The 25,129-nt window shown below is 38.0% G+C and carries 14 protein-coding genes; 8 read left to right on the forward strand and 6 right to left on the reverse strand.

Going from position 1 to position 25,129, the window contains the following annotated elements:
* Window positions 1–39 precede the first annotated feature (39 nt).
* The 6 genes from recG to ACRD7B_RS17625 form a co-directional block, all read right to left on the reverse strand.
* Complete coding sequence (recG, locus tag ACRD7B_RS17600) at window positions 40–2,139, reverse strand: ATP-dependent DNA helicase RecG (RefSeq protein WP_430825930.1); 2,100 nt, start codon at window positions 2,137–2,139, stop codon at window positions 40–42.
* A 71-nt stretch (window positions 2,140–2,210) separates the two neighbouring features.
* Window positions 2,211–3,203, reverse strand: coding sequence for an HAD family hydrolase (locus ACRD7B_RS17605; RefSeq protein ID WP_430825931.1), 993 nt, complete (start codon window positions 3,201–3,203; stop codon window positions 2,211–2,213).
* Window positions 3,204–3,380: 177 nt separating this feature from the next.
* A complete protein-coding gene (locus tag ACRD7B_RS17610) occupies window positions 3,381–4,901 on the reverse strand; it encodes an arylsulfatase (protein WP_430825932.1) in 1,521 nt (506 codons plus the stop codon).
* A 176-nt stretch (window positions 4,902–5,077) separates the two neighbouring features.
* A complete protein-coding gene (locus tag ACRD7B_RS17615) occupies window positions 5,078–5,206 on the reverse strand; it encodes a hypothetical protein (RefSeq protein ID WP_430825933.1) in 129 nt (42 codons plus the stop codon).
* A gap of 95 nt (window positions 5,207–5,301) precedes the next feature.
* Window positions 5,302–6,282 carry a helix-turn-helix domain-containing protein gene (locus ACRD7B_RS17620; RefSeq protein ID WP_430825934.1) on the reverse strand — a complete coding sequence of 327 codons (981 nt, stop codon included), beginning with the start codon at window positions 6,280–6,282 and terminating at the stop codon, window positions 5,302–5,304.
* Window positions 6,283–6,329: 47 nt separating this feature from the next.
* A complete protein-coding gene (locus ACRD7B_RS17625) occupies window positions 6,330–7,946 on the reverse strand; it encodes a tetratricopeptide repeat protein (RefSeq protein ID WP_430825935.1) in 1,617 nt (538 codons plus the stop codon).
* Window positions 7,947–8,406: 460 nt separating this feature from the next.
* On the opposite strand from ACRD7B_RS17625, the gene ACRD7B_RS17630 reads away from it, so the two are divergent.
* The 8 genes from ACRD7B_RS17630 to ACRD7B_RS17665 all read left to right on the forward strand — a co-directional run.
* Complete coding sequence (locus ACRD7B_RS17630) at window positions 8,407–8,550, forward strand: hypothetical protein (RefSeq protein WP_430825936.1); 144 nt, start codon at window positions 8,407–8,409, stop codon at window positions 8,548–8,550.
* Between the two features lie 22 nt (window positions 8,551–8,572).
* Window positions 8,573–16,228, forward strand: a complete 7,656-nt coding sequence (locus ACRD7B_RS17635; RefSeq protein WP_430825937.1) for a S8 family serine peptidase — start codon at window positions 8,573–8,575, stop codon at window positions 16,226–16,228.
* 77 nt (window positions 16,229–16,305) lie between these two features.
* The gene (locus tag ACRD7B_RS17640; protein WP_430825938.1) at window positions 16,306–16,758 is read left to right on the forward strand and encodes a DUF4625 domain-containing protein; all 453 of its coding nucleotides are present in this window, start codon (window positions 16,306–16,308) and stop codon (window positions 16,756–16,758) included.
* Between the two features lie 139 nt (window positions 16,759–16,897).
* Complete coding sequence (locus ACRD7B_RS17645; RefSeq protein ID WP_430825939.1) at window positions 16,898–18,952, forward strand: T9SS type A sorting domain-containing protein; 2,055 nt, start codon at window positions 16,898–16,900, stop codon at window positions 18,950–18,952.
* A gap of 284 nt (window positions 18,953–19,236) precedes the next feature.
* Window positions 19,237–22,317: a SusC/RagA family TonB-linked outer membrane protein gene (locus tag ACRD7B_RS17650; protein ID WP_430825940.1), complete on the forward strand. Its 3,081-nt coding sequence runs from the start codon at window positions 19,237–19,239 to the stop codon at window positions 22,315–22,317.
* Between the two features lie 11 nt (window positions 22,318–22,328).
* On the forward strand, window positions 22,329–23,717 hold the full coding sequence (locus tag ACRD7B_RS17655; RefSeq protein WP_430825941.1) for a RagB/SusD family nutrient uptake outer membrane protein: 1,389 nt from the start codon (window positions 22,329–22,331) through the stop codon (window positions 23,715–23,717).
* 10 nt (window positions 23,718–23,727) lie between these two features.
* Window positions 23,728–24,615 carry a hypothetical protein gene (locus tag ACRD7B_RS17660; protein WP_430825942.1) on the forward strand — a complete coding sequence of 296 codons (888 nt, stop codon included), beginning with the start codon at window positions 23,728–23,730 and terminating at the stop codon, window positions 24,613–24,615.
* Between the two features lie 119 nt (window positions 24,616–24,734).
* Window positions 24,735–25,129, forward strand: a 395-nt coding sequence (locus tag ACRD7B_RS17665) for a hypothetical protein (protein WP_430825943.1), incomplete at its 3' end; no start/stop codon positions are given.

A 25,129-nucleotide genomic window follows, 5' to 3' on the forward strand; every position in this document is an offset into this window, starting at 1 on the left:
CCTTTAATTTAAAAAAATCTCAAATCAAATTCAAGCCGTTTAACTAATTAAACTCCAATTCATTTTTTCCCTTGAAAGCTTGGTAAGTTGTTTTATAAAGAGGTGGTTTTCGTCCTTTTCGAGATGTGGATCTTCCGCGAGTATTGCTTCCACAACCTGACGAGCGAATTGTAAAATTTGACCATCCTTGCCTAAATTGGCAATTTTTAAATTAAAAGGTAAGCCCGATTGTTGGGTGCCCTCTAAATCACCTGGTCCACGAAGCTTTAAATCCGCTTCGGCAATTTCAAAGCCATCCGTTGAACTGGTCATTATATTCATTCGTTTACGCGTGTCTTCTGATAGTTTGTAGCTGGTCATTAATATACAAAAGCTTTGGTCTGCTCCTCGACCAACGCGCCCTCTTAGCTGATGCAGTTGAGAGAGTCCAAAGCGTTCGGCACTTTCTATAACCATTACGGATGCATTGGGCACATTAACGCCTACTTCGATAACTGTTGTTGAAACCAAGATGTGCGAACGTCCTGATGAGAACTCTTGCATGGCTTCATCTTTCTCTTTTGGCTTCATCTTGCCATGCACCATTCCTACTTTATGATCAGAAAAGATGCGTTGCATGTACTCAAAACCTTCCCCAAGGTTTTTAAAATCCAATTTTTCCGATTCTTCGATGAGTGGGTAGACCACATATACCTGTCGTCCTTTGTCCAATTCACCTTTTATGAATTTATTGAGGTTATTTCGACGGTTATGAAAGTAATGGGCTGTTTCTATTGGTTTACGTCCCGGAGGTAGTTCATCAATAACAGAAACATCCAAATCGCCATAGATGGTCATTGCCAATGTTCGAGGGATTGGCGTTGCTGTCATTACTAATATATGCGGTGGGTTTGTGTTTTTACGCCATAATTTCGCTCGTTGAGCCACTCCAAAACGATGCTGCTCATCAACCACCACTAATCCCAGGTTCTTAAATTTTACGCGATCCTCTATTAGGGCATGTGTGCCTATCAGTATCTGTAGTTTCCCGGATTGCAGGTCTTCATCTATTCGCTGACGCTCCTTTTTCTTTGTCGATCCGGTTAATAAAGCACATTCTACATTTAATCCTTCCAGCATTTCGCTTATGGTTTCAAAATGCTGCGAGGCTAATATTTCGGTGGGCGCCATTAAACATGCCTGAAAATCATTATCCAAAGCGATAAGCATAACCATTAAGGCCACAAGTGTTTTTCCCGAGCCTACATCGCCTTGAAGCAAGCGGTTCATTTGTTTGCCCGAACCCATATCGCGGCGTATTTCTTTGATCACGCGTTTTTGAGCGCCTGTTAGTTCAAAGGGCAACTTTTGCTCATAAAATGAAAGTAGATAATTGCCAACCGTTTTGAAGTTGTGCCCAACAATTGATTTGTTACGTTGGTTACGTTGCTTCAATATATTCATTTGTATATAAAACAGCTCTTCAAATTTTAGTCTGAATTGCGCTTTCTCTAAAATTTCTGCATTTAGCGGAAAGTGGATTGTTTTGAGTGCTTCGTGCAGTTGAAGCAGCTTGTATCTCTGAATGATAAATGCCGGAAGGGTTTCTGGTATCTTTCCTTGAAATGAGAGAAAGATATTTTGCTGCATTTTATGAATGGTTTTTGAATTCAAAAAACCACGTTTCATCTTTTCAGTTGTATTGTAAAAGGCTTGCAGAGCAGCTGCGATCTTCACTTTACCATCATGCACCTTATCCATCTCAGGGTGTACAATGTTGAATTGTCCATTGAAGGAAGTCGGTTTGCCAAATACGATGTATTCAAAATCAGAGTTGAGATTATCTTTGACGTATTTGTGTCCTTTGAACCATACCAACTCAATAACACCGGTACCATCGGAGAACATCGCGCTTAGTCTACTTTGCCTGCCTTCTCCAATTGTTTTTAATGAGGTTAAACGACCTCTTACTTGTATGTAGGGGAGTTTAGCATTGATGTCTCGGATAGCATAGAATTTACTTCTGTCCACATATTTATATGGGAAGTAATACAGTAAATCTTCATACGAAGCTATCTGTAATTCTTGCCTAAGCAGTTCAGCCCTTTTGGGACCAACGCCTGGTAAATAGGTTATATTTTGAGCCGCTAACTCTGACATGAGGCAAAAATATAAAAAAAGTGGGTGTCGTAAACACCCACTTACAATATTAGAAGAATTTGTTTTCTAAGTTAGTTTGGAAAGATTTTATTAAAGTCATTTTTCATACTGGCTACATGCCAACCTTTCTCCGGAGCATCATTTACTGCTTTCTCAGTTCCGTGCATGTAGTTGTATTCACGTTCATCATCATCATGATTCACCAATATAGCCATTGATGGCCCATCCCCAGATAAGGTGTATTCCATCATTTCATAATCACCATCACTATTGCCTGCTGCAAAAATTGGCTTTTTACCAATGTGTAATTCAATGTTTGTTGGTTTGATGTGTTTATCATTGGCCGATTGTACCATTTCAGTTCTAACCAACTTGGACTCATTGTTATATTTTAATACAACACTACTTCCAATTACATTTTCCACAGGAATGTTGTAGATTTCCTCTGATACAGTTCTTACGAAAGTGATTTCTCCACCTGTTACAATATATACTTTAAAGTCATTATCCTGAAGATAATGTACCAGCTCAATCATGGGTTGGTATACCATCTCTTTAAAAGGACGATTGAATTTAGGATGATTGGAATGGGTAAGGAATTTATATACTGACTTTTTATATTCATCCTCCAATTGATTCTCATGAGCGGCAAACAATTGATGTATTAATTCAAAGGTGCTGTACTCTTTCATGATTGCCAGGTCTCCTTCGGCTAATCCCTTGTATAGCTTATTTTCTAACATGGAAGGATTGTTTTTAACAGCTTCCTTTATGTACGAAATTTCGTATTCTACAGGTATATACAAAGGCTTTTCGTTCCAAAGTGTACCATCGTTATCAAATACGGCAATTCTATCTTTGATAGGCACGAAGTCTGGTGAATTACTATCACTTACTTTAGACACAAAGTTCAGAATATCTGATTTAACGCTCGAGTCATTGGTCCATGAAGGTAGAGCCTCATTTGCTTTGACAATACCTTGTTTTGATTCGACTTGACAAGCAAGTGTTAAAAAAGTAAGAAGAACAAGACCTGTTATGAGCTGAAAATATTTGAATTTCATTTTCAAAAAGTGTTTTAAAAAAAAGAGGGTTCCCAAAAACATTAAAAGTACGCGTTCACTGAGCGGAGTCGAAGTGATTATTTAATGATAATCAATGTTTTTAAATTTTCATCTCGACTTCGCTCGATGACCGCGTTTAGTTTTTTGGCACCCTCTTAAATTATGTTTCTAATTAAACTATTGGCCAGGAGATGGTGCTGTTTGTAATTTCTGTAAGACTTTATCAATCCCTAGCGATGAACCTTGAACCGGTGGAAATTCAACAAATGTTTGTAAGAATTCGCCTGTTATTTGTTGAGCAGGAACAAAAGTCCACATGTTATCAGCAAACCAACGGATATACATGGCTGATTCTTTCCAAGCTGTTTCGTATGGATCGGCTCTTAGGTTAATTAAAATTGGCCACGCTGGTTGCTTTCTGTAAGCAGTATTAATAGCTCCTTCAAGTATGGTGAAATGTAATTTCCAATCGTCGTAGCGAATAGCATTTAAGTTTCCTCCTTGATCGAAATAGAAAATCTCATGGCGAGGTGATTTCTCAACTTCTCCTTTAAAATGAGGCATCAGATTATAACCATCGAGATGCACTTTGAAGTTTTTGTCACCCGCTTTATAACCCTTTAGTAGTTTTTCTTTAACGTCAGGTACACCTGCTGCAGCCATAATGGTAGGCATCATGTCTTCATGAGAGAAAATCCCATTCGAAACGGTTCCAGGTTCAATAACACCAGGCCATTTGATAATAGCTGGCACTCTGAACCCACCTTCCCAGGTTGTTCCTTTTTCACCGTAGAAAGGCGTTGTTCCGCCATCAGGCCAGGTAAATTTCTCGGCGCCATTATCCGTAGAATACATGATCATGGTGTTATCTACAATGCCTAGCTCCTCCAGTTTGTCGAGTACGCGTCCAATTTGGCCATCGTGCTCAACCATTCCATCAGGGTATAGACCAATGCCCGTTACACCTTCTGATTCAGGCTTAAGTCGAGTCCATACATGCATACGTGTGGCACTTAGCCAGACAAAGAATGGCTTACCTTCGGCGTGCGCTTTTTCAATAAACTCAATGGCTGCATCAGTAAACTCGTCATCTGCCGTTTCCATTCGCTTACGTGTCATTGGACCCGTATCTTTTATTGGTCCATCAGATGTTGAGCGAATAACGCCTCGAGGCCCATATTTTTCATGAAAAGCCGGATCTTTAGGATAATAATAAGTTTCAGGCTCTTCTTCTGCGTTCAAATGGTAAAGATTACCATAAAACTCATCAAATCCGTGATTGGTTGGTAAATGTTCATCCCGATCGCCTAAATGGTTTTTTCCGAATTGACCTGAGGTATAACCTAAGGGTCTTAGTAGCTCAGCTATTGTTGGTTGGTTTTCTTTTATACCTTGAGCTGAACCAGGCATTCCTATGGTTAAAAGTCCTGTGCGGAAAGGATGTTGACCTAGTATGAATGCAGCTCTACCTGCAGTACAAGACTGTTGTGCATACCAATCGGTAAACATGGCACCTTCTTCTGCTAGTTTATCGAGGTTAGGCGTTTTATAGCCCATTATTCCATGGTTGTAGCAACTAATGTTGGCCCATCCAATATCATCACCCCAGATAACTAGGATATTAGGTTTTTTGTCTTTTTGAGCGCTTAGTGCCACGCACATTGCCAGTACAAGGCTTAACGAAAATAGCTTTTTCATGTTAAAAGTTTTAATAAAGTAATTATTAGGCGTTTTGTGTTTATCTGTTTGATAATGTAACCATGAATTGAATTTCCATATTAATTACAAGAAAGTCAAATATGTAATAACGCTAATATAACTTTTAAAAGCCATTTTTGTTTAGCTTTTAGTGTAAATAATTTTACAATGTTTGATTAGTCCTCATCAAAGAAATCGATGATTTCGATGATTGAAATGTCATTTGGAGGACTGAAGGAATAAACGGTCTCATCCACATCGTTAAGCGGACTGATAATGAGTAATAAAAAAAGAAGATGTACCATAATTCATGATTTATAAGTTATACCTCAAAAGTATATGCTTAGCATCATGATTAATATCCATTTTAGCTCATTCGATGCTCTGATTCGCTCAGAGTTTAATTCAGCTTGTTCACATCCCGGGGTGAAATGCCTTTAATTTTTTTAAACATTTCGGAGAATTTAGATAGATTGCTATAGCCCATATCATATCCTACTTCAGATACAGAAAAGTTGCCGGATCTCAAGCGTCGAAAGGCTTCATCCATTTTTGCATTAGTATAAAATTGAGAAATGGAGCAATTAAACAAGGTTTTAAAGTCTCGCTTTAGTTTTGAAACACTTACACCATGTTTGTCTGCGAGCTGTTCAATGGTAATTCTTTCCTCAAAATTGGTGGATAATTCAAGCTTTATGCTTTGTAAGCGCTGGTAATCTTCAGCATGTAAGCCATTTAAATCATCCGTGTTATTCAGATTTTCAAGATTACTTGCCAGTATCGTGAATGACTCAATTGCTCTTGATACGATTAAAGCCTTTCGGTGTTTGGTTTTTGTGTTATAGTGGATAATGTCCTTGAATAAGCGTTCACTCTCTTGCGAAAGCGTAGTGTGATAGGCAACGCCATTCTCTTCTTTAAATAGTGGATGGATACAGCTAAAAGCATCATGAAGAGTGGCAGCTTTGTGACTAATGTCAAATTTATATCCGATTATTTTAAGACTTGTGTTAGCTGGAATTTCAATTGTTATAGGAAAGAGGGCATCATAAAGGAAAACACCATTTTGGGTGCCGGATTGCATTTGTGCTGATTCCTGTTCAAAAGTTTGAAGGTATTCACCTTCTTTAATAACATTTAAATGAATCAGGTCAGGATTATTATCAGGTGTGCGATGTAAAACGATATTTTCGGGCGCATTTACACTTATCAACATTATTTCAAAAGTATCAAATACAGATATTATTTCCGCGTAAATACGTAGGCGACCTCTTTCAACAAGTAACCTATTGTCCTCAATGTTACCACCATATATTTTCTGTAGCTCAGTAACATAATTAATGGCTTTTCCTTCTTGAAAATGAATATGCTTGGTTTTCATTTAGTTTATCCTTCGTAGAGTTTTATCTTAGACCATCTATAATTGAATTAAAATTCAGCGAGGTAGGATATAAGGTTGGTATCTGTTCCGGTAAGATTTAGTTTCTTACGAAGACGAGCCCTGGCCACTTCAATACTTTTTGCATTTTGATGATTGATGGCTGCTATTTCCTTACTACTCATGTTCAAACGAAGGAAGGCACATAAGCGCTCTTCCGCAGGCGTTAAATCGGGGTGGGAGTCGCGCAAGTTGCCGTAGAAGTTTTTATGAACTTGTTGAAAACGCATCTCAAATTCGCCCCATACCTCTTTGTCTATTTCTGTTTGCAACTCATAGATTATTGAGTTTATAGGGGTTTTGTTCTCTTCTTTAAGGTTTTCCTTAAGGTTTAATAATCTTTTCGCAACGTTATTGATTAATTCATTTTTTCGAACTAGATACATTACATTGGTTGCCATTTCTTTGTTTCTGTAGTCAAGGTCAGCCTCTAGCGCATCTTTTTTTATGTTAATTCTTTTTTTCTGAAGTGTAATTATCGAGATAATAAAAATGGCTATTAATACTATACTAAGTAAACCAATGAATAAAAGTGTGTTTCTAAATTTTGTTTTCTCTTGTTCGAGTTCATAGCCCTTTTCAATATTTTCAATTTTTTGTTGTGCTTCAAGGTTAGATATTTGCATTAAGCTTTGTTTGTTGAGCAAACTATCCGCAAATTGTTTGTGCAATGTAAACTCCATAAGTGCTTTTTGATAGTCCTTTTTAGTGAGGTGTATTTGATGCAATGCCGCATGGTAAGTACTAGTTAATTCAAGCGATTGAAGTAGAGTTAAAAGAGGAGTTACAGTTTCAATCATTAACAATGCGCTATCTGGCTTATTAATTGCAAGATAGTATTCGGCCAGATTGTAATAGGATTTAACGACTCCTGTATTATCATTAATACTAAGTCTTATATTAAGGCTTCTTTCTAAAAATTGCTTTGCAAGAGGATAATCATTAGTTTTTCTATAAATTTTACCAAGATTATTTAATAGTTGACTCATGGTAATTGGATTATCATCCTCACTTGAAATTTCTAAAGCCTTTTTATAATATTGAATTGCCTTGCCATTGTCATTTTTAACTTCGTAAACATTTCCAATGTTGTTATATATCTGCGTATGCAATTCATTGGTGTTAATTTTTTTGTCAAATGACTGATGGTACGAGTTGAATATTTCAAGTGCTTTAAAGTAATATTCGAGGGCTAGATTATACCTTTGGATTCGATCGTAATTGATGCCAATGTTATTATAAAAAGCAAATTCTTTATACCTATTGGGCGATTTATCTAAAAGTTTTAAGGCTTGGAAATAATACTCAATAGATTGTTCATAGCGTCCCATGAAAAGTTTAATATTACCCAATCTGTGCATGGATGATATTTGCATTTCGATATTTTTTTCTGCGAGGGATAACTCATATGAACGATGGGCAACTTCTAAAGCCTTTCCATAATCATTTAGGTAATAATTTTTAAAAAGCTCTTCATAAGCCTTGTATTTTGCCGTGGAGCTTGTTGAATTTTCGATGACAATTTCCAAGCTGTCCACCAATACTTGATTCTGAGCAAAAGAAAAGAGCGAAATGCTTAGTAATATGTGTGTTGTGATTTTTCTCAAAGTTGCAGATTTTCAATTTATACCAAATATACGTTAAACATCTTGTTCTGTTAATAAAAGTTAACTAAAACTTCAAATATTGAATTAATCAGCCTGTTTTTTTGGCTTCAATATTTTCACAAATAGCAATGTTGTGTTAAAAATTGCACGATATAGCAAATGCAATATGTTCTTAAGTCCTGATTTTATATAGTATTACTTTAATAGGTGTTGTTTTGTAAATGTCCTAATGTTAAGGTGTAAAGTGACAGTAAAACAGATTTATAGCATTGGCTTGTAAAGGTGGTGTTATGGAATGTTTACTGTGATATTTATAATAGCTATGGTATTGTTTTGAACTCCTATGCTCATGTTATTGCACTTTTTATGACTTTCTCTTTTTCTTCCCGTTAATTAGCAAATGATTTCAGATACAGAAACATTAACCTATTCACAAAACCACGTGAAAATATCTTTTGGTATGACTAAGGAAAACGAAATCACGGATGAAGAATTAAAGGAGCTGATAAGAAAGAAAGAAGAAGAGAACCTTGCTTTTAAAAAGCTTTTAGAAAAAGTGAATCGTCTGTGGCAGGAAGAGAAAATGAAAAATATAAAGAAATAAATCAGTTTATAAAATCAACAAAATGAACTACTTTACAAAGTATAAATTGAGTGTCGCAATTGTTTTCCTACTAGGTTTATTAGGAATGCAAAGTAATGCTCAAACTCTCCAGCAATATGAAAACGGTGTCCTAAAAGGTGCCATAAAGGTTAAGCTTAGACCTGAGGTGGTGGTTAGTCCGCAAGGTTTAAAATCTTTTTCTGTGGATGGTATTGCCAAAGTGGGAGTAACTGCCATTGATAAGTTAAATGTTGAGCATAAGGTTAATAAGATGGAGCGGGTATTCCCCTATTCGCCCAAATTTGAGACGCGCCATCAAAAACATGGTTTGCATTTATGGTACCGAATAGAGATAGAAGATGATCAGGATATAAAAGAATTGGTGAAGTCTTATAGTCATGTCAGTGATATTGACGTGGCAGAACCATACTATGAAAAGCAATTGGTCCCATATTCTATTACGCATATGGATGAAGCTACTGCTGCAGCAATGAAATCAACGCAAACTTTGCCTTTTAATGATCCCATTTTAATTGACCAATGGCATTACAATAATACAGGTGACGGCGATGTTACTGAAGGTGCCGATATTAATCTCTATAAGGCTTGGGAAACGCAGGCGGGACAATCCAATGTGATTGTTTCTGTACACGATGAAGGTATTCAATACGATCACGAGGATTTGCTCGCCAATATGTGGGTTAATGAAGCTGAGCTTTATGGTACAGAAGGTGTTGACGATGATGGGAATGGTTATGTCGATGATGTTTATGGTTTTAATTTTACATCAGGGACAGGAGATTTTGTGGCTGCGGACCACGGAACCCATGTTGCAGGGACGGTTGCTGCTGTTAATAATAATGGTATTGGTGTAGCTGGCGTAGCTGGCGGCACTGGAGCTGGCGATGGCGTTCGAATTATGGGCTGCCAAATTATTGGGGGAGACCAGTATCCTGATATAGCTGGTTCATTTGTGTATGCTGCCGATATGGGAGCTGTTATCTCACAAAATTCTTGGGGATGGCAAACCGATGGTGATTATGAACAATCCGTTTTGGACGCCATTGATTATTTTATTGAAGAGGCTGGAAATTATCCTGGTAGCCCAATGAAGGGTGGTGTCGCCATTTTTGCTGCCGGAAATAATGGCAGTAGTGGATTACATTATCCGGCTGCTTATGAACCTACTGTGGCTGTTGGCGCAACAGGTCCAACAAATTTAATGACCGATTACTCCAATTATGGAACCTATATTGATATCACAGCCCCAGGTGGAGAAAATGCATTTGGGACTGAATTCGGTGTTCTGAGTACAATAAATTACGATGGATACGCCTACCTGGATGGCACATCAATGGCATGTCCGCACGTTTCAGGTGTGGCTGCTCTTATTGTTTCGGAACATGGAGGTGATGACTTTACGGTTGATGACTTAAAGGTTCATTTGCTAGGTGGAACGAATGTTTTGGATACATTACCTGGGAATGCTGAACGATTTGGTATGATGGGATTAGGTGGTACAGATGCCGAACTAGCTTTACGCTTAAACAATGGTATTCCTCCTAATGTTATTGATGATTTAGAATTGAAGGGTATTTCTCAGGATTTTGCCAGTTTAAAATGGACGGTACCTGTTGATGAAGATGACGATAAAGCTTCATTTTTTGAAATATATTATTCCACAGTTGATTTTGATGAATCAAATATTGATTTGGCCGCAAAAGTGCTAGTTAAAAATAATAACCAAGCTGGTCATGAGTTTTCTTATGAACTAGGTGGTTTAGAGGCTACAAGCGAATATTATTTTTCGGTAAAAGGCTTAGATCGATGGGGAAACGCCAGTGCGTTATCAAATAAAGTAGTTGGTACTACTAATGAGGGACCTGAAGTTGCCTATTCAGTGCCGGAAATAACTTTTAATATCGATGTTACTCAAGGAGCAGATGCAACGACCAATTTTGACTTACTTAACGTTGGTGAAGGTGTACTAAAATGGGAAGTTTCTGAACGTCACATAAAAAATACGGATACGTATTCTGTTGAGGCCTTTAATTACCCGCTTGTAAACTCTGCCTCAAAACTTCCAGAATTGCGATCAGCACCTATCGATACCTATGCTAGTTCGATAGTGCCGTATGCACAAAAACCAGTTGAAAATGATGATTTATATTATTTTCACCCTGATTATTTATCCGCTTCGATGGTGACTGTTGGAGATGTTGATCTTCAGTATACCAATTCAATGGCAACACGTTTTGAGTTAACTCGTGAACAAGGTTTTAATATGACTCACTTTGAATTTGCCTTGAATCTTCCCAATTATCCAGATACGCCATTGGATGGACCCGTTATTTTGGAATTGTATGAAGGCATTGAAATGGAAAGTGCTAAACGAATATATGCTCAGGAGTATGTTCCTGAAGCAGAGACCATATGGCATTTTGTAGAAATGACCGAACAAGTGTTTTTCGAGAGTGGTGATGTATTTTTTATGGTTATACATGTTCCTGCTAATAATCGTTATCCCTTAATGGCTTCGTGGGGTTACTATTCAGACTTTACAGATTTTCAGTTTTACAGTAATAATATGGGACAAACGTGGGATAATCTCGGTGAGGTGTTTAGTCCTGATTATGTCTGGGATGTAGCGGCTTGGAGTCGTTACGAACCACTTGAAACGTACCTTAAGTTATCTCCAAGAGAAGGTGTCGTTCAGGCCAATTCTGGTCAGGATATTCAGGTCGATCTTGATGCATCCAAATTAATTAATGGTGATTACCAGGCAACGCTTTCTTTCCTTACCAATGAAACAGGTAAAGAAATTAATCATTTACCGGTTAATTTTACCGTAACTGGTAATAAGCCAATACTCGAAAGTGAAAATGTACTTGAATTTGGAAATGTTTTTGTTGGCGAATCAACAGCAACAAGCATTGAAATTTCAAACAGTGGATTAGGTGCGTTTGCAGGTAACTCAACAATAGATGTGCAGATATCAAATCCTGATTTCCAGTTAACTCATAATGAACCTAGTATTATATATGCCCAGCGTAGCCAGACTTTATCATTCCGTTATTGGCCAAAAGTTGCAGGCGCAAGTAATTCCTTGGTAACCTTAACCGATAAGGATGGGAACCAATATAAATTTAATTTATTTGGAGTAGGTACTAATCCGCCGGTTGCAACAGTGGAACCAGCAGAGAATACCTTCTCTGATTTAAATTTAGGCGATGTGGTGAATGGATCGTTTACATTAAGAAATGATGGAGAATATCCATTAAAATACTATGTGCCGAAATTTGCTGATGGATCTAATTTGAATGGAAATAATACAGGACTGGTTCACCTTTTTGGTTATGCGGCAGGACAAGTTGAAGGTGATGAAACTACTAATGCATTTGACTGGGTTGATATTTCTTCAACTGGTATTGAGGTAGGGCAACAGTTTGCTAGCAATGCTAAAACAACATATATAGATGTACCTATTGGTTTTGACTTTCCATTTTTTGAGGAAAAGGAAGATACGGTATATATAACAAAACAAGGAGCATTAAGCTTTACTACCGATGGTTGGTTTAATTCTCAACCAGTTATGTATGGTAATTCAACACAAGCCAGTAAACTAATATGTGCCTACGGATTGGAAATGGATCTATCCAAGGGTGGTGCTATTTATTATCAGAAGTATCCGGATAGGATTGTGGTACAATACGATAAGATTCCAGCGGAATATTTGAATGAAGAATATGCCCTGCAATACACCAATGTCACTTTCCAAATCATCCTATTAATTAGTGGTGATATTGAAATTAATTATAAAGATTTAGGAACAATACCTTATGGCAAAAGTGCTTTGGGTTATCGTACTTCTATGCAAGTATCCATTTTTGATGAAGGATTGAATGATGGCATATTGCTGAATGGGTTTATTTCTCCTGATATTGATAATGGTGGAGCTTTTGAAAGTCGATTAATATCTGACATGCCACCAACAACCGGGTATATGATGTATTTCCGTTATCCAGGTCTTGGTTCGGTGCAAAGTGTGACCAATCCATTTGGAACATTACAAGTGGGAGAAAGTGTGCAGTTGGATTATGTGGTTGACACAAAAGATCTGTTTGTAGATGATTTTGTAGAGCGTATCAATGTGATTAGTAATGATCCGGTGACCAATCCTGCTGTGCATAGTATTAATTTGAATATTGTTTCTGGTGGTGATGTTGATTATCAGTATAATGTTGAAACGATAGAATTTGGGAATGTTTTTCAACGTGATGTTGTAATAAAAACCTTCGCCATTAGTAATGTTGGTAAAGCCATTGGAACAATTGAAAGCATCAGCTTCCAGAATGGAAACTACACAGCTGAAGGCTATTTACCTGTTGAGTTAAAACCAAACTCAAGGGTAGAGTACATCATCACCATCAATAGTGATGAGATAGGTAATAAAGACGATGTATTGATATTTACAGATAAACTTGGAAATACCTATCAAATTCCTGTCCATGGCAATGTAGTTGAAGCTCCAATAATATCCACTTCGATAAATGAATTGAGCGAAACATTGAATTTTGGGTCTAGTAAATCTTCTGTGTTATCTATTGATAATACAGGTAAAAACCCAATGAAAATCTCACCTGTTGGAAATGAGTGGCTATCAATTGTTGAGCAAGGCTACGCGGGTCAGACAGAAAATGTGGATTATCATGTCACCTTTGAAGAAATAGCTGGTTCAAGTTATGATAATTGGATAGATATTAGAGAAACCGGAAAGCGACTTGATCCGGGAGATATGTACGAAACAGATAAATTTTGGAGAGTAGAGAAATTACCATTTGAGTTCCCATTCTATGGCAACTTGCAAGATTCTGTTTATATTGGGTTTAATGGAATTATCATGTTTGAAAAAACAGATGAAGCCTTAACTTTTGGACCTCAAGATTTAATTCCAAGTGAAGACGCTCCCGATAATTTTATCGCACCCCTTTGGGGGCCTATAGGCCCGGCATGGTTAGAGATATATCCAACCACAGGGACTTACTATCAGGAATTTGATGACAAGGTAGTGATTCAATTTCAGGAATATGAGAATTTATTTGGCATGGGACATCCTGTCTCTTTTGAGCTAGTACTGTATGCCAATGGAAACATCAAATTTATGTACTACTTCCCATGGGAGGAAGCAACAACACAATGGTGTGTTGCGGGTATTGAAAATCCTGATGGCACTATCGGTCATGCGCCCTCACAATTTGTAGCTAATCTTATTAAGGATGGTTCGGTGATCACATTTGTTCCTGTTGAAGAATACGAGATAGACGCTAATTCAAGTAAGAGTTTTGAATTGACCTACGATGCAAGAAGCGTCTATGGTGGTGCTTATCAGGAAGATTTACTTTTAACAAATAACACACCTGATGCCCCTGATTATGCTCTGCCGGTAACAATGACAGTTATTGGAAATAAAAAGATAGAACTACGAGATAGTTTGAAACTAGGCGAGGTTTTTATTTATGATGAGGTGAATGAAGAAGATAATTCGACATCAGCCAGAGTTTATGATATGAACTTCACACTTGCCAATATAGGTACTGAGAAGATCTTTATCACACGAATGCGCTTACAGGAACGAGCAAGCGGTTTAACTGTTATGGGCGATCAGGATAAATATGGAACGTCTGGCGCTGAAGATCCATGGGTTGATCTTTCTCGTAAGAACTTAAATACCTATTTAAAACCTGAGAATAGCGAGACTTTTAATCTGAGAGTTAAGGCGACAATGCCAGAGAGCATAGTAGACACCGTTGTGGTATACTGCGACCTTGAGGGGGGCTTGTATAAGATTCCTGTTTCAGCATCTTACACCAATCCACCAGTGGTGAATATTCAGTCCGAAGGTCTTGAGATATTTACGAATAGCGAGGATGAAATTATTAACGAGTCTGTTGTATTGGATAATATAAAAGGTGAAGCCGATTTAACTTATGAGATTGACTTTGACTTTGTGCGAGCAACTGAGCCAAAGCCCAACTCGACAACATCAGCAGTAATTAACAATGCAAGTGATAATATCGTACCAGAAATAGCATCAATAACTATTGAAAGCAATCACCTGAAAAGCACCGAGGTTGAAGGTCTGGATACTGATGAATACAACAGAATACTCGAATATGAAACGGTAGACGAACCAACTGGAATGATTGGTTTTGGTGGAGGTGCTAGATTTTATGCTGCTACGGCCTATGATGCACCAGCTAGTGGTTTTAATTTAACACATGCCATGGCATGGATTGGCTGGGGTGAAACTTTGCAAGCCGATATCGAGGTTCTAATTTATGGTGGGGCCGAAAAATTATTAGATGCCACTTTATTGTATTCGCAAACTTATGAAATAAACGAGTCGGAAGCTAATACAGAAGGCGAATTCAGAATCTTCGAACTAGATCAGAACCTACTTTTCTATCCGAATGAAAAGTTCTTTGTGATGTTTAAATTTGATAAAGATTTAGCTTATCCACTGGGACATTTTGATGTTGAAGAACCAATAGTTGATCGCTATTATTTTGGAAATGATGAAACCATATTTGAACTAGTAGACGCTGGTTACGAAGATATGGGATGGATAATGAAAGCTGCCGAGAAGGATTATAAATCAAATATTTGGGCCATATTGGATTCTGAGAAAACAGGAACTATTGTTCCAGGTGAATCAAATCAACTTGATATGACCTTTATAGCAGAGTATGCTGAGCAAGGTATTAACATTGCTAATATGTTGGTGAAGAGTAACGATCCAGTTACACCAATTGATACATTAATTATTACTCTTAACCGTAACAAAGGGCCTCAGTTTACCGATGGTGACAATATTTATTATGCCATTAATGAAGCAGATGTTTTAGTGCATAATGTTGTTGCTATTGATGAAGAAGGTGATTCGTTCACTTTAGAATTAAAGGAAGAGTATGAGTATGTGACTGCTTCTTCAAATGATAATGCTTTGGAAGTCACTTTTGCGCCTGATTACGATGGAGCAGGTGTACATCAAATAGTAGTTGTTGGAACTGATTCATATGGTAATGAAAATAGTTTTATAATTGATGTAGCAGTATCAGATGTGAACAGAGCGCCAATCGAAAGTCCAGAGATTGGGAATCAATATTATATTCTTGAGACAGAAGAAAGCTACAATATAGATCTGTCAGAATACATTATTGATCCGGATGGTGATATGGTTTTATTCCAAATGGAACGGCAAGGGTCTGATATTGTTGATATCTACACTGGAGGAACTTCTACTATTAGTATGCAGACCAAGGCCTTGGGATCGGGAAGTATGAAAATTACTGCCTTTGATGAGTATGGTGAGAAATTAGAGACCAGCTTTAATGTTTTTGTTGATCACCGTACAGCTGTGGATAGTGAAGATTATAAATCATTCCTGGTTTATCCAAACCCAACCAATGGCCTTTTAAATATTGAGATGGAAGATGTTGACAATGCTAATGTGAAAGTTAGAATTAGTAATGCTTCTGGAATATTAGTGAAAGCATTTGAGCAGGAATTGCTGGGTGAACAAATGACAGTCAATTTGGAGTCGCTAGCGCAAGGTATTTATTTCTTAGAAGTGCAGAATGGAGAAGAGCTTAAAGTTCAAAAAATAACAAAAAAATAAGTGTCGGAAACTTATGCAAGCAAGAGCAATGTTAGTTCATTGCCTTGCTCCTAAAAAACTGATTTAAACAGAATACTATGAACAATTCAAAAAACAAATTCAACATGACAAATATCTCAAAGTGTTTGGGTTTGATAACTATGCTTCTTTTTTTGAGCTTGACAGCATCTTGCGAAAAAGAAGGTGATAAGGAAAGTCCGATTGCAAGTATTGAGACTCCTACAATTGGCCAGAAGTATTATCGAGGAGAAGTGATTTATTTAAATGCCCTATTTACCGACAATGAAGGTTTAGCGCGTTGTGAAATCTCCATGGCATCAACAAAATCGACTTATGGCTGGGATGATCCATGGATGCCTGAAACAGATGTGATTCAATTAAGTGGGCAGAAACAACAAATTGAGCAATACTTAGTGTTTAACGGACCTATCCCATTGGACATCATGTCATCGGCATATGTCATTAATATAAGAGTATTTGATGGAGCCGGCAATATGACTCATTACTCTAGAAATATAGAAATTGAATAATTTAAAATAGTTTTCCTATCGTCTGAAAAACTAAATAATTGTGGTGCTCTTCGTTTCTTAACAGAGAGCCCACTCCCTAAAATCACAGACGGGACGTTTTATGTTAAGTAACACTTTTATTAACCAAAATAGATTACACATGAAAAGATTTACCTTTTTATTAACTGCACTTTTAACCATTAGCTCTGCGATTAACGCGCAGCGTGTTCCGGAGCAGAATGCTTTTTTAGTTCATACATTTAGCGGCACTGTTTCTTCGGCACAGGCTTATGAAGATGGTGTTATGTGGATTGGGAATGATGGAACAAACGATGTTATTGGATACTCTTCTGATGGTATCTCTTTTTCAACGCTTGAAAACTTAGAGGATGGCAGCGCCTCAAGATTAAGCACCTGGTCAGGATCAGGCCTTGGCTTCTTTTATGGAAACAAGACTAGCGATGGAGCTGGTATTGATCTTAGAGTCAATGATAATGGTACGGGACGTTTATTGTGGGATCAGAGTGATGGTCACGACCCTTCCTTTCCAGCATTGACAAATGTACTTAGGGTAGATCAAGGTTCGGATGGCTATCGATACTATTATATCGCCCAAGGTATTTTAGATAATATTACAGGTTATGAAGCTACTATCTATGAAACCGACGGTACTGATTTCGGCACGATTGAGGTGGAGAAAGAATTAACTAATGCCAATCCTTTTGATCCTAATCAGCGAATTTCTGTGAAACTAAGTCAACGTAATGCAGCGGGTATTCTTGATGGGGTAATGTTTAATGATAAATTGCATTTTATAACAGGGACGGAAGCTACAAATGGCATGTATTCTTCATTGTGTTATATCGACTATGATTCCAATGGATCCACGGTGAGATTCTTAGCTAAAGGAGATAATGAGGTATTGGAATGGTCAAATTTAGTTGCTACAGATACTTACCTGTACACATCCTTTTGGTATGATAATAACGGAATTGGTGAGCGTGGTGGAATGCAAGCAATAGATGCTGCAGGACAAGTGAGTATTGTAAACAATGGATCAGTGTTAACCTTTACCAACGACAAACCAATTGTAGCTAACAATAAGGTATATGCCATTACAGAGGCAAGTTTTAGTGGAGTAAAGAAATTAGCGGTGATTAATTCCCCGACGGATGTAGATATATATCATATCAATGCCGAAGCAGAAACAGATAATGTCTCTAATCTGGTTGTTAGTGGTAATAAGTTGTATTTCTGGGCAAGTCAGACAGGAAGTGATAAATATTATTTATACGTACTTCGTTTAGATCAAGATGGAGCACAGCCAGTAGAAGCAAGCTCTGTGTATGAGGGGCAGGATATTACAGCCATGGTTGCATTGGAGGATGGTAGCGTAGCTTATTCTCACTTGAATTCGCTTGGATCTGCTGCAAGTGTTACGGAAGGTTTTAATGGAACTGCTTATGCTGCTGTGGATGAAGATAAAATAGACTATACATTTACCTACTCTTGGAATGGTGAAATTGTTGAAATTATTGCTCAGGGAAATGAGTTGTTTTATTTTGTTGAAACTACGGATGAGGTAACAAGTGATCCGAAAGTAAAAATATATCAATTAAGCCATGTGCCTGCTGAAGCGACTAAACCGAGCCCACTTCCTACAACAACTTTTTATCGAGGTAACTATATCTTTAATGTCACGGATTCAGAAACAAGTAATCCTATTGAAGGTGCAAGTGTTACGATTCGTCAGAAAGCGTTGTTACTAGATGAAATGAGTGCATCAACCAATACCAGTGGTCAAGCATTCTATGCATGGAAACCAATAACGTATTATCATTTCACGGTAAGTGCTGTTGGATATGAAACAGTTGAGTATGATGAATGGGCTACCATATGGATGCCAGATGAGCTATATAATGCATTTGGAACAAGAGATGTGCAGCTAACACCAGATGGATCGACTGCTATCGGTGATATTGCAGAAGGGGCTATTCAACTTTATCCGAATCCTGTAAGTGATATTATTAATCTGAAATCTGATATCTCTATTACTTCTGTTGAATTATACAGCTTAGCAGGAAATAAAGTGATGGAAGTTCGTAATCAAAATATTTCCTCAATAGATGTTGCAAATATTCCTGCAGGTATTTATGTCGTAATCGTTACCGATACGAATGGAAGAAGAGAAACAATAAAGGTAACAAAGCACTAGGACTAGCCTATTCTAGTAGTCGCAAAATACATTAGGCTAAAGGTTTAGATTTTAATTGCTAGGATCAACCGTGTTCAACGGAGCACGGTTGTTTTAAAAGTTCGCTTCATTCACTGCAAGGTATTAATACATGCGGCTTAGATATTAACATGTCTAATTTAAAGTAGTAAATCTTAATTAAAAGGGGTTAATAAAAGTTAGGATAACACTTTAATTGTATAGAAGTCATAAAATTAAGATCAATTAGAAATCAAGATAATAGTCAACAAATTAAATTATTTTCTATGAAGACATTTTTCATGGCACTGTTATTACTGTGTGTTAGTGTTGGTAGCCTTTTGGCTCAATCACGGAACATATCAGGAACAGTTACCGGTAAAACAGACGGTATTCCAATACCCGGGGTTTCTGTGTTTGTGAAAGGAACGACAGTCGGGACTATTACAATGCCTGATGGTACATACAGTCTTAGTGTACCAGAGGAATCAGAAATTATAGTGTTCTCATTTGTCGGAATGATTGCACAAGAAGTATCCATTGGTGACCAGCAAGTGATCAATGTAGCACTCGAAGATGAATCAATTGGAGTAGAGGAGGTTGTTGTAACGGCTTATGGTAGCAAGGGGAAGGTAGGTCTTAAAGGTGCTATTTCAAATGTTTCAGCTAAGGAGTTAGATCAGGTGCCAGTAGCCACTTTTGATCAAATGTTGCAAGGTAAAACTACCGGACTAAGTATTGCGTCTGGTTCGGGGCAGCCAGGGTCCAGTAGTACCAAAGTTCGAATTAGAGGTAACTCTTCCATCATGGGTAATAATGAACCCTTGTATATCATGGATGGTGTACCCATCGAAGCTGGTGTTTTTGCTACCTTAAATGCGAATGATTTTGCCAGCATTAGTGTACTAAAAGATGCATCGGCTACTTCTATTTATGGTTCGCGTGCTTCAAACGGTGTTATTCTAATTACTTCAAAGCGCGGTAGCGAAGGTAAAACAACAGTTAATTACCGTTACCAAAGTGGGTGGTCGTACAAAACTCAGGATAAATTCGATATGATGAATTCTTCTGAGAAATTGTGGTTTGAAGAACTAGCTAAGAAAGGGCCAGGTTGGGATTTGAGTCCTTTAAATCCAAATAATCAAGGTTTAAGTTCCAGTCTATTAGCTGCACACGAACAAGAATTAAATCGCCTTCGTGGTATTGATACAAATTGGAGTGATGAGTTTTTTCGTACAGGTAAAACGCAAAGCCACGAAGTGAATCTTTCAGGTGGTACTGCCAAGACGAAATTTTATATGTCCTTCCAGAATTTTGATCAGGAAGGTATTGCCAATCGTTCGGATTTAAAACGTAAAGTGGGACGTTTAAATTTGGATCACGCCATTACTGACAAAATAAGAGTAGGTGTTTCTACCAACGGTGGATATTCAAAATCGAACCGAATAAATAGTGAAAACAATACTTCACTCGCCAATCCTTTCGCAGCTGTTTATTTGGCCAATCCATGGGAAGAGCCTTATGATGCTAATGGTAATCCAATGCCAGGAGGAGAGTATAAATACCCTTCGAACGACGAACGTAATAATGCTAATGGCAATGATTATCAGAATTTTGATATGCCTGGTGTAAATGCTTTGGATCTTCAAAGGTATTCGACCAATGTATCGGAAGAAACAAAGGCCAATGTAGCAGCTTATGCCGAAATTGATATTATTGATGGTTTAACTTTTAAAACACAATATGGATTCGATTATCGTGTCTCTACCTACGAATCGTGGGTGAGTCCAGAGGCTTGGTCATCAATTAAAATAAAACGAGACAATCCAGATGATCCGTCACGTGATGGATGGATTTCAGAGGCTTACAGAAGGAATTTTGAGGCGACTTTTACCAATACTTTAGACTATAAAAAGCAAATAGGTGAAAAGCATATCGTGGGAGCCTTATTAGGTAGCGAATATGTCAATAATAAATACAATGGTTTTGGCTTTACAGCTTATGGCTTAGATCCAAAGTTGCCGCAAACGCCAGCTGCAAGTTCGCCAGGTAATATTGAAAATAATTTTATCCCATTAACCAATGGGTTTAAAACCGAACGGGCACTCTACTCCTTATTTTCTATTTTCAACTATACCTACAACGAACGTTATACCTTAACGGGTAGTTTGCGTCGCGATGGATCCTCTGCTTTTGGAGCCAATAATAAATTTGCCATACTATACTCCATTGGAGGTATCTGGGACATTAAACGTGAATCGTTTATGGATGGCGCTACATGGGTAAATAACCTTAAGTTGCGTGCCTCCTATGGAACAACAGGTAACCAAGGCGGTATTGGTAATTTTGAAGCCATGACACTTTGGGGCAATACTTACTATAACGGCGAAACAGGTTATGGACTTGCTCAAGCGGGCGATCCTGATATCAAATGGGAAATTGGTCAAAAATTCAATGTAGGTATCGATTACAACCTATTCAGTAATCGCTTGAATGGTGCCTTTGAAGTGTATAATAACATTACCTCTGATTTGTTTATTTATCAGAACTTTTCGCACACCAGTGGAATTCAAGGTAAAAATGTGAATGCGGGTAAAATGCGCAACCGTGGTGTTGAAGCATTAATTAACTACGATATTATCCGCAATAATAAATGGCTGTGGAGTATTGGGGTAAACTTGTCGTACAACGAGAATGAAATATTAGATCTTGGTCAGGTGAATGAATTTGAGCAAGGTACATCAATTGTACGTGTTGGCTTACCGCTTAATTCACACTATTATGTGAAATGGGCAGGTGTGAATCCTGTAAATGGTGAACCTTTGTATTATACCAAAGATGGAGACGTTACCAATAATTTTAATGCCAACGATGCTGTGGCTGAATTTGGAACTTCAGAAGCGCCATTCACTGGTGGATTTAATACTTCTGTAAGTTATAAAGGAATTGAATTGAGAGCTGAATTTGCTTTCGCACATGGTTATTCACGTTCCAATAATCAGATCTTCTTTCAAGAGAATCCCAATTTCGCTCAATACAACATGTCGCGCAAAATGCTAGACATCTGGCAGCAGCCTGGTGATATTACCGACATTCAAGCTATAGGAACCGAACGACAATTCTCTTCTAAGGACGTGCATGATGCCTCCTTTCTGCGTTTCCGAAATATGACAGTGGCCTACAACTTACCTACGCATATTCTTAAAAAAACGGGTTTTATTCAGGCATTACGCGTGTATGGGCAAGGTCAAAACTTATTTGTTTGGACTGATTGGACCGGTTTTGATCCGGAGGATAATAATAACATCGCACAATACGAATATCCTTCTTCAAGAACATTTACAGTTGGACTGGATATAACCTTTTAATTCAAGTAGAAATGAAGAATATAACTAGTAATATAATAATGATTGGGTTAGTTCTGGTTTTGTCGGGATGCGACAATTACCTTGATATAACTCCAACCGATTCCATCGATGACTCAAAGGCTTTTGAAACCATTGAGGATCTTGAAAAAGGAATGATAGGTGTTTATGCCATGCTGGGCAATAGCTCTGCTGTTGCATTAAGCTCACGTGGTGGAGATGATGTACGCTTGTCGTCACAAAACAGAGGGCAAGGTATACAAGTACATAACTGGACTTACAATGCAGGTACTAGTGATGTTGGTGCTTATTGGACGCAGATGTATTTTGCTATCGACCGGGCAAACCGTATGCTTGCTGTAGCTAAACAGTTTGATGCTGAAGATGACATTGTCATTCGTGTTAGAGGTGAAGCTTTATTTGTAAGGGCTTGGGCACATTTTGAATTAGCATATGTGTATTGTAAAAATTACGATGCTGCTGATCCTAAGGGTTTGCCTTATATGAAAGAGTCAGTAATTTCTTTACCTGCCCGTTTGTCACAAGGTGTCGTTTTTCAGAATATACTAGATGACTTGTCTGCTTCTCTTCCTTTGTTGTCAGGAATTGATAGGGGAAGTAAATACATTTCGGAAAATGCAATTTACGCACTCAGAGCTCGTATCGCTTTACATATGCGCAATTGGGATGATGCCATTCTATATTCAAGTAAAGTAATTGATGAGTCGGGTATTCGTATTGCCACAATTGAAGAAATAGGAAGTGTATGGGATGATGAGAACGCTGATGGTGTTGAAGTCATATTTAAAATGGCAAGAAGCATTGGTGAAGGTAATTTGGGGGATATATTCACCGATAGTAGCAATGGGGATATTTATTTCTCTCCAGGTACAGATTTGATGGCACAATACGACACAGATGATGTGCGACACAGTGTTTATTTTGGAGTAGATGCTAGTGGAAACGATGTTGTTGCCAAGCACAACGGTCGTCCAGATCAGCCTGCTAACCTTGTGGATGTGAAAGTTTTTAGAGTTTCTGAAATGTATCTGTTGCGTTGCGAAGCATATGCTGAAAAGAGCATGTGGGATGAGTCGATGGCTGATATTAATCTACTTCGTGAAAACAGAATAACATCACCTGAAGAGGTATTGTATGGAACACGTGATAACGCCTTAAAAGCCATTCGTGAAGAACGCCGCCGTGAATTAGCTTACGAGGGCTTCCGGTTTTTTGACTTGAAACGATGGGGCCTTCCCATTGAACGCACGCCTGAGGACTCTGAATTAGCATCAAATGACAAGTTGCCAGCTGGTAATTATCGTTTTGTTATGCCAATTCCACAAGCAGAAATATTTGCCAACACCAACATGAAGCAGAACGATGGTTATGAAAACAATTAATGTCTTAGCTATGAAAGTATTTAAAATAAAGATAGGCTTGTTCCTAGGTTTTGTTGCACTTATGCTTCAGGGCTGTGAAACGGAATCAGCCTTATACGATGGTCCGGATCTAGTTCATTTTTCAGAAGTGAGCAGCCAAATGGTGATTAAGGAGCGCGAAGAGAACAAGGCGACCATAACGGTTGGTTCAACAACTGTTAGTTCGGTTGATCGTACTTATACAATTAAGATTTTGACCGACGAATCAACGGCTACCGAAGGGGGCGATTTTCAGCTGTCGAGCAACACAGTAACTATACCAGCGGGTAAAGTCATTTCTACCTTTGATGTGATTGGTTTATACGACGGAGCATCTTCTGATGGAACCACATTAAAATTAACAATTGCAGATGCTTCTGCCGGACAACTGGCGAATTTTAATAACCAATATACCATTGATCTATTTAAGTTCTGCTCCTTTGAGCGAGATGCTTTTATTGGTACTTATCATGCTTATGAGCATTCGTACTGGGGCGAATTCGAGTATGATATTCATACCCAAGCAGGATCTGCAGCATCAGTTCGCGCCGATGGTTTTTGGGGGGTATATGGCAGTAGTATAGAGATCGTTTTTGATGCCTATGGGGCAACATGTAGTATTCCAGAGCAATTTCTGTTTACTAGTTCTGAATATGGTGTCGTTCACATTCGCAGTTTTGAGGATGGAACAATCAATTCATGCAATGGAACCATCGAAGGTCTGTCATATTACATATTTGATTCAGAAACCATGACACTTTGGGATATCTGTACCATCGATATGTACCTGAAAGACGATGCTAATGTTTCATCAACGATGACAAATTCAGAAAGCAATAATCGGCCATGGAAAGCTATTGATGTAGAAATGAAAAAATAAAAAATTTGGTTTGGTAAGAGGTCAGAGTTTAGAGGGACTCTTCAAACGAGAAGAGCCCTTCTAACTATCTCAACTACCAAGCTTATAATATCACCTTTTATTAACTAAAAATTATACACATGAAAAGATTTACAATGTTTTTAATGGCCACACTACTTGCTATTGGCAGCATGGTGGGGCAAAATACTGTAGGTTTTACAGTTACTGATGGAACAGATCCAATTGAAGGTGCCTCAATTACGTTCAACAGCGAAACTTTGGCAACAGATGTTAATGGTTTGGTAGAATTTTTAAACGTGAGCGATGGCGTTGATTTACCATATACAGTTACTGCAACAGGATTTACATCAGCTAATGGATTGGTTACCGTTGCCGGAGCCAGACTAGATGTACCTACTATAGTTATGAACCCGGTAAAGGCCTTTGCGTTTGTTGTATACGATTCATCTATCCCAGCTGGCCCAATGGGCGGCAACGAGTTAGATGGCGCAACAGTTGAATTAACTGACGGTGT

It is taken from the genome of Carboxylicivirga fragile (genome assembly GCF_050589805.1).
GTDB lineage: Bacteria > Bacteroidota > Bacteroidia > Bacteroidales > Marinilabiliaceae > Carboxylicivirga > Carboxylicivirga fragile.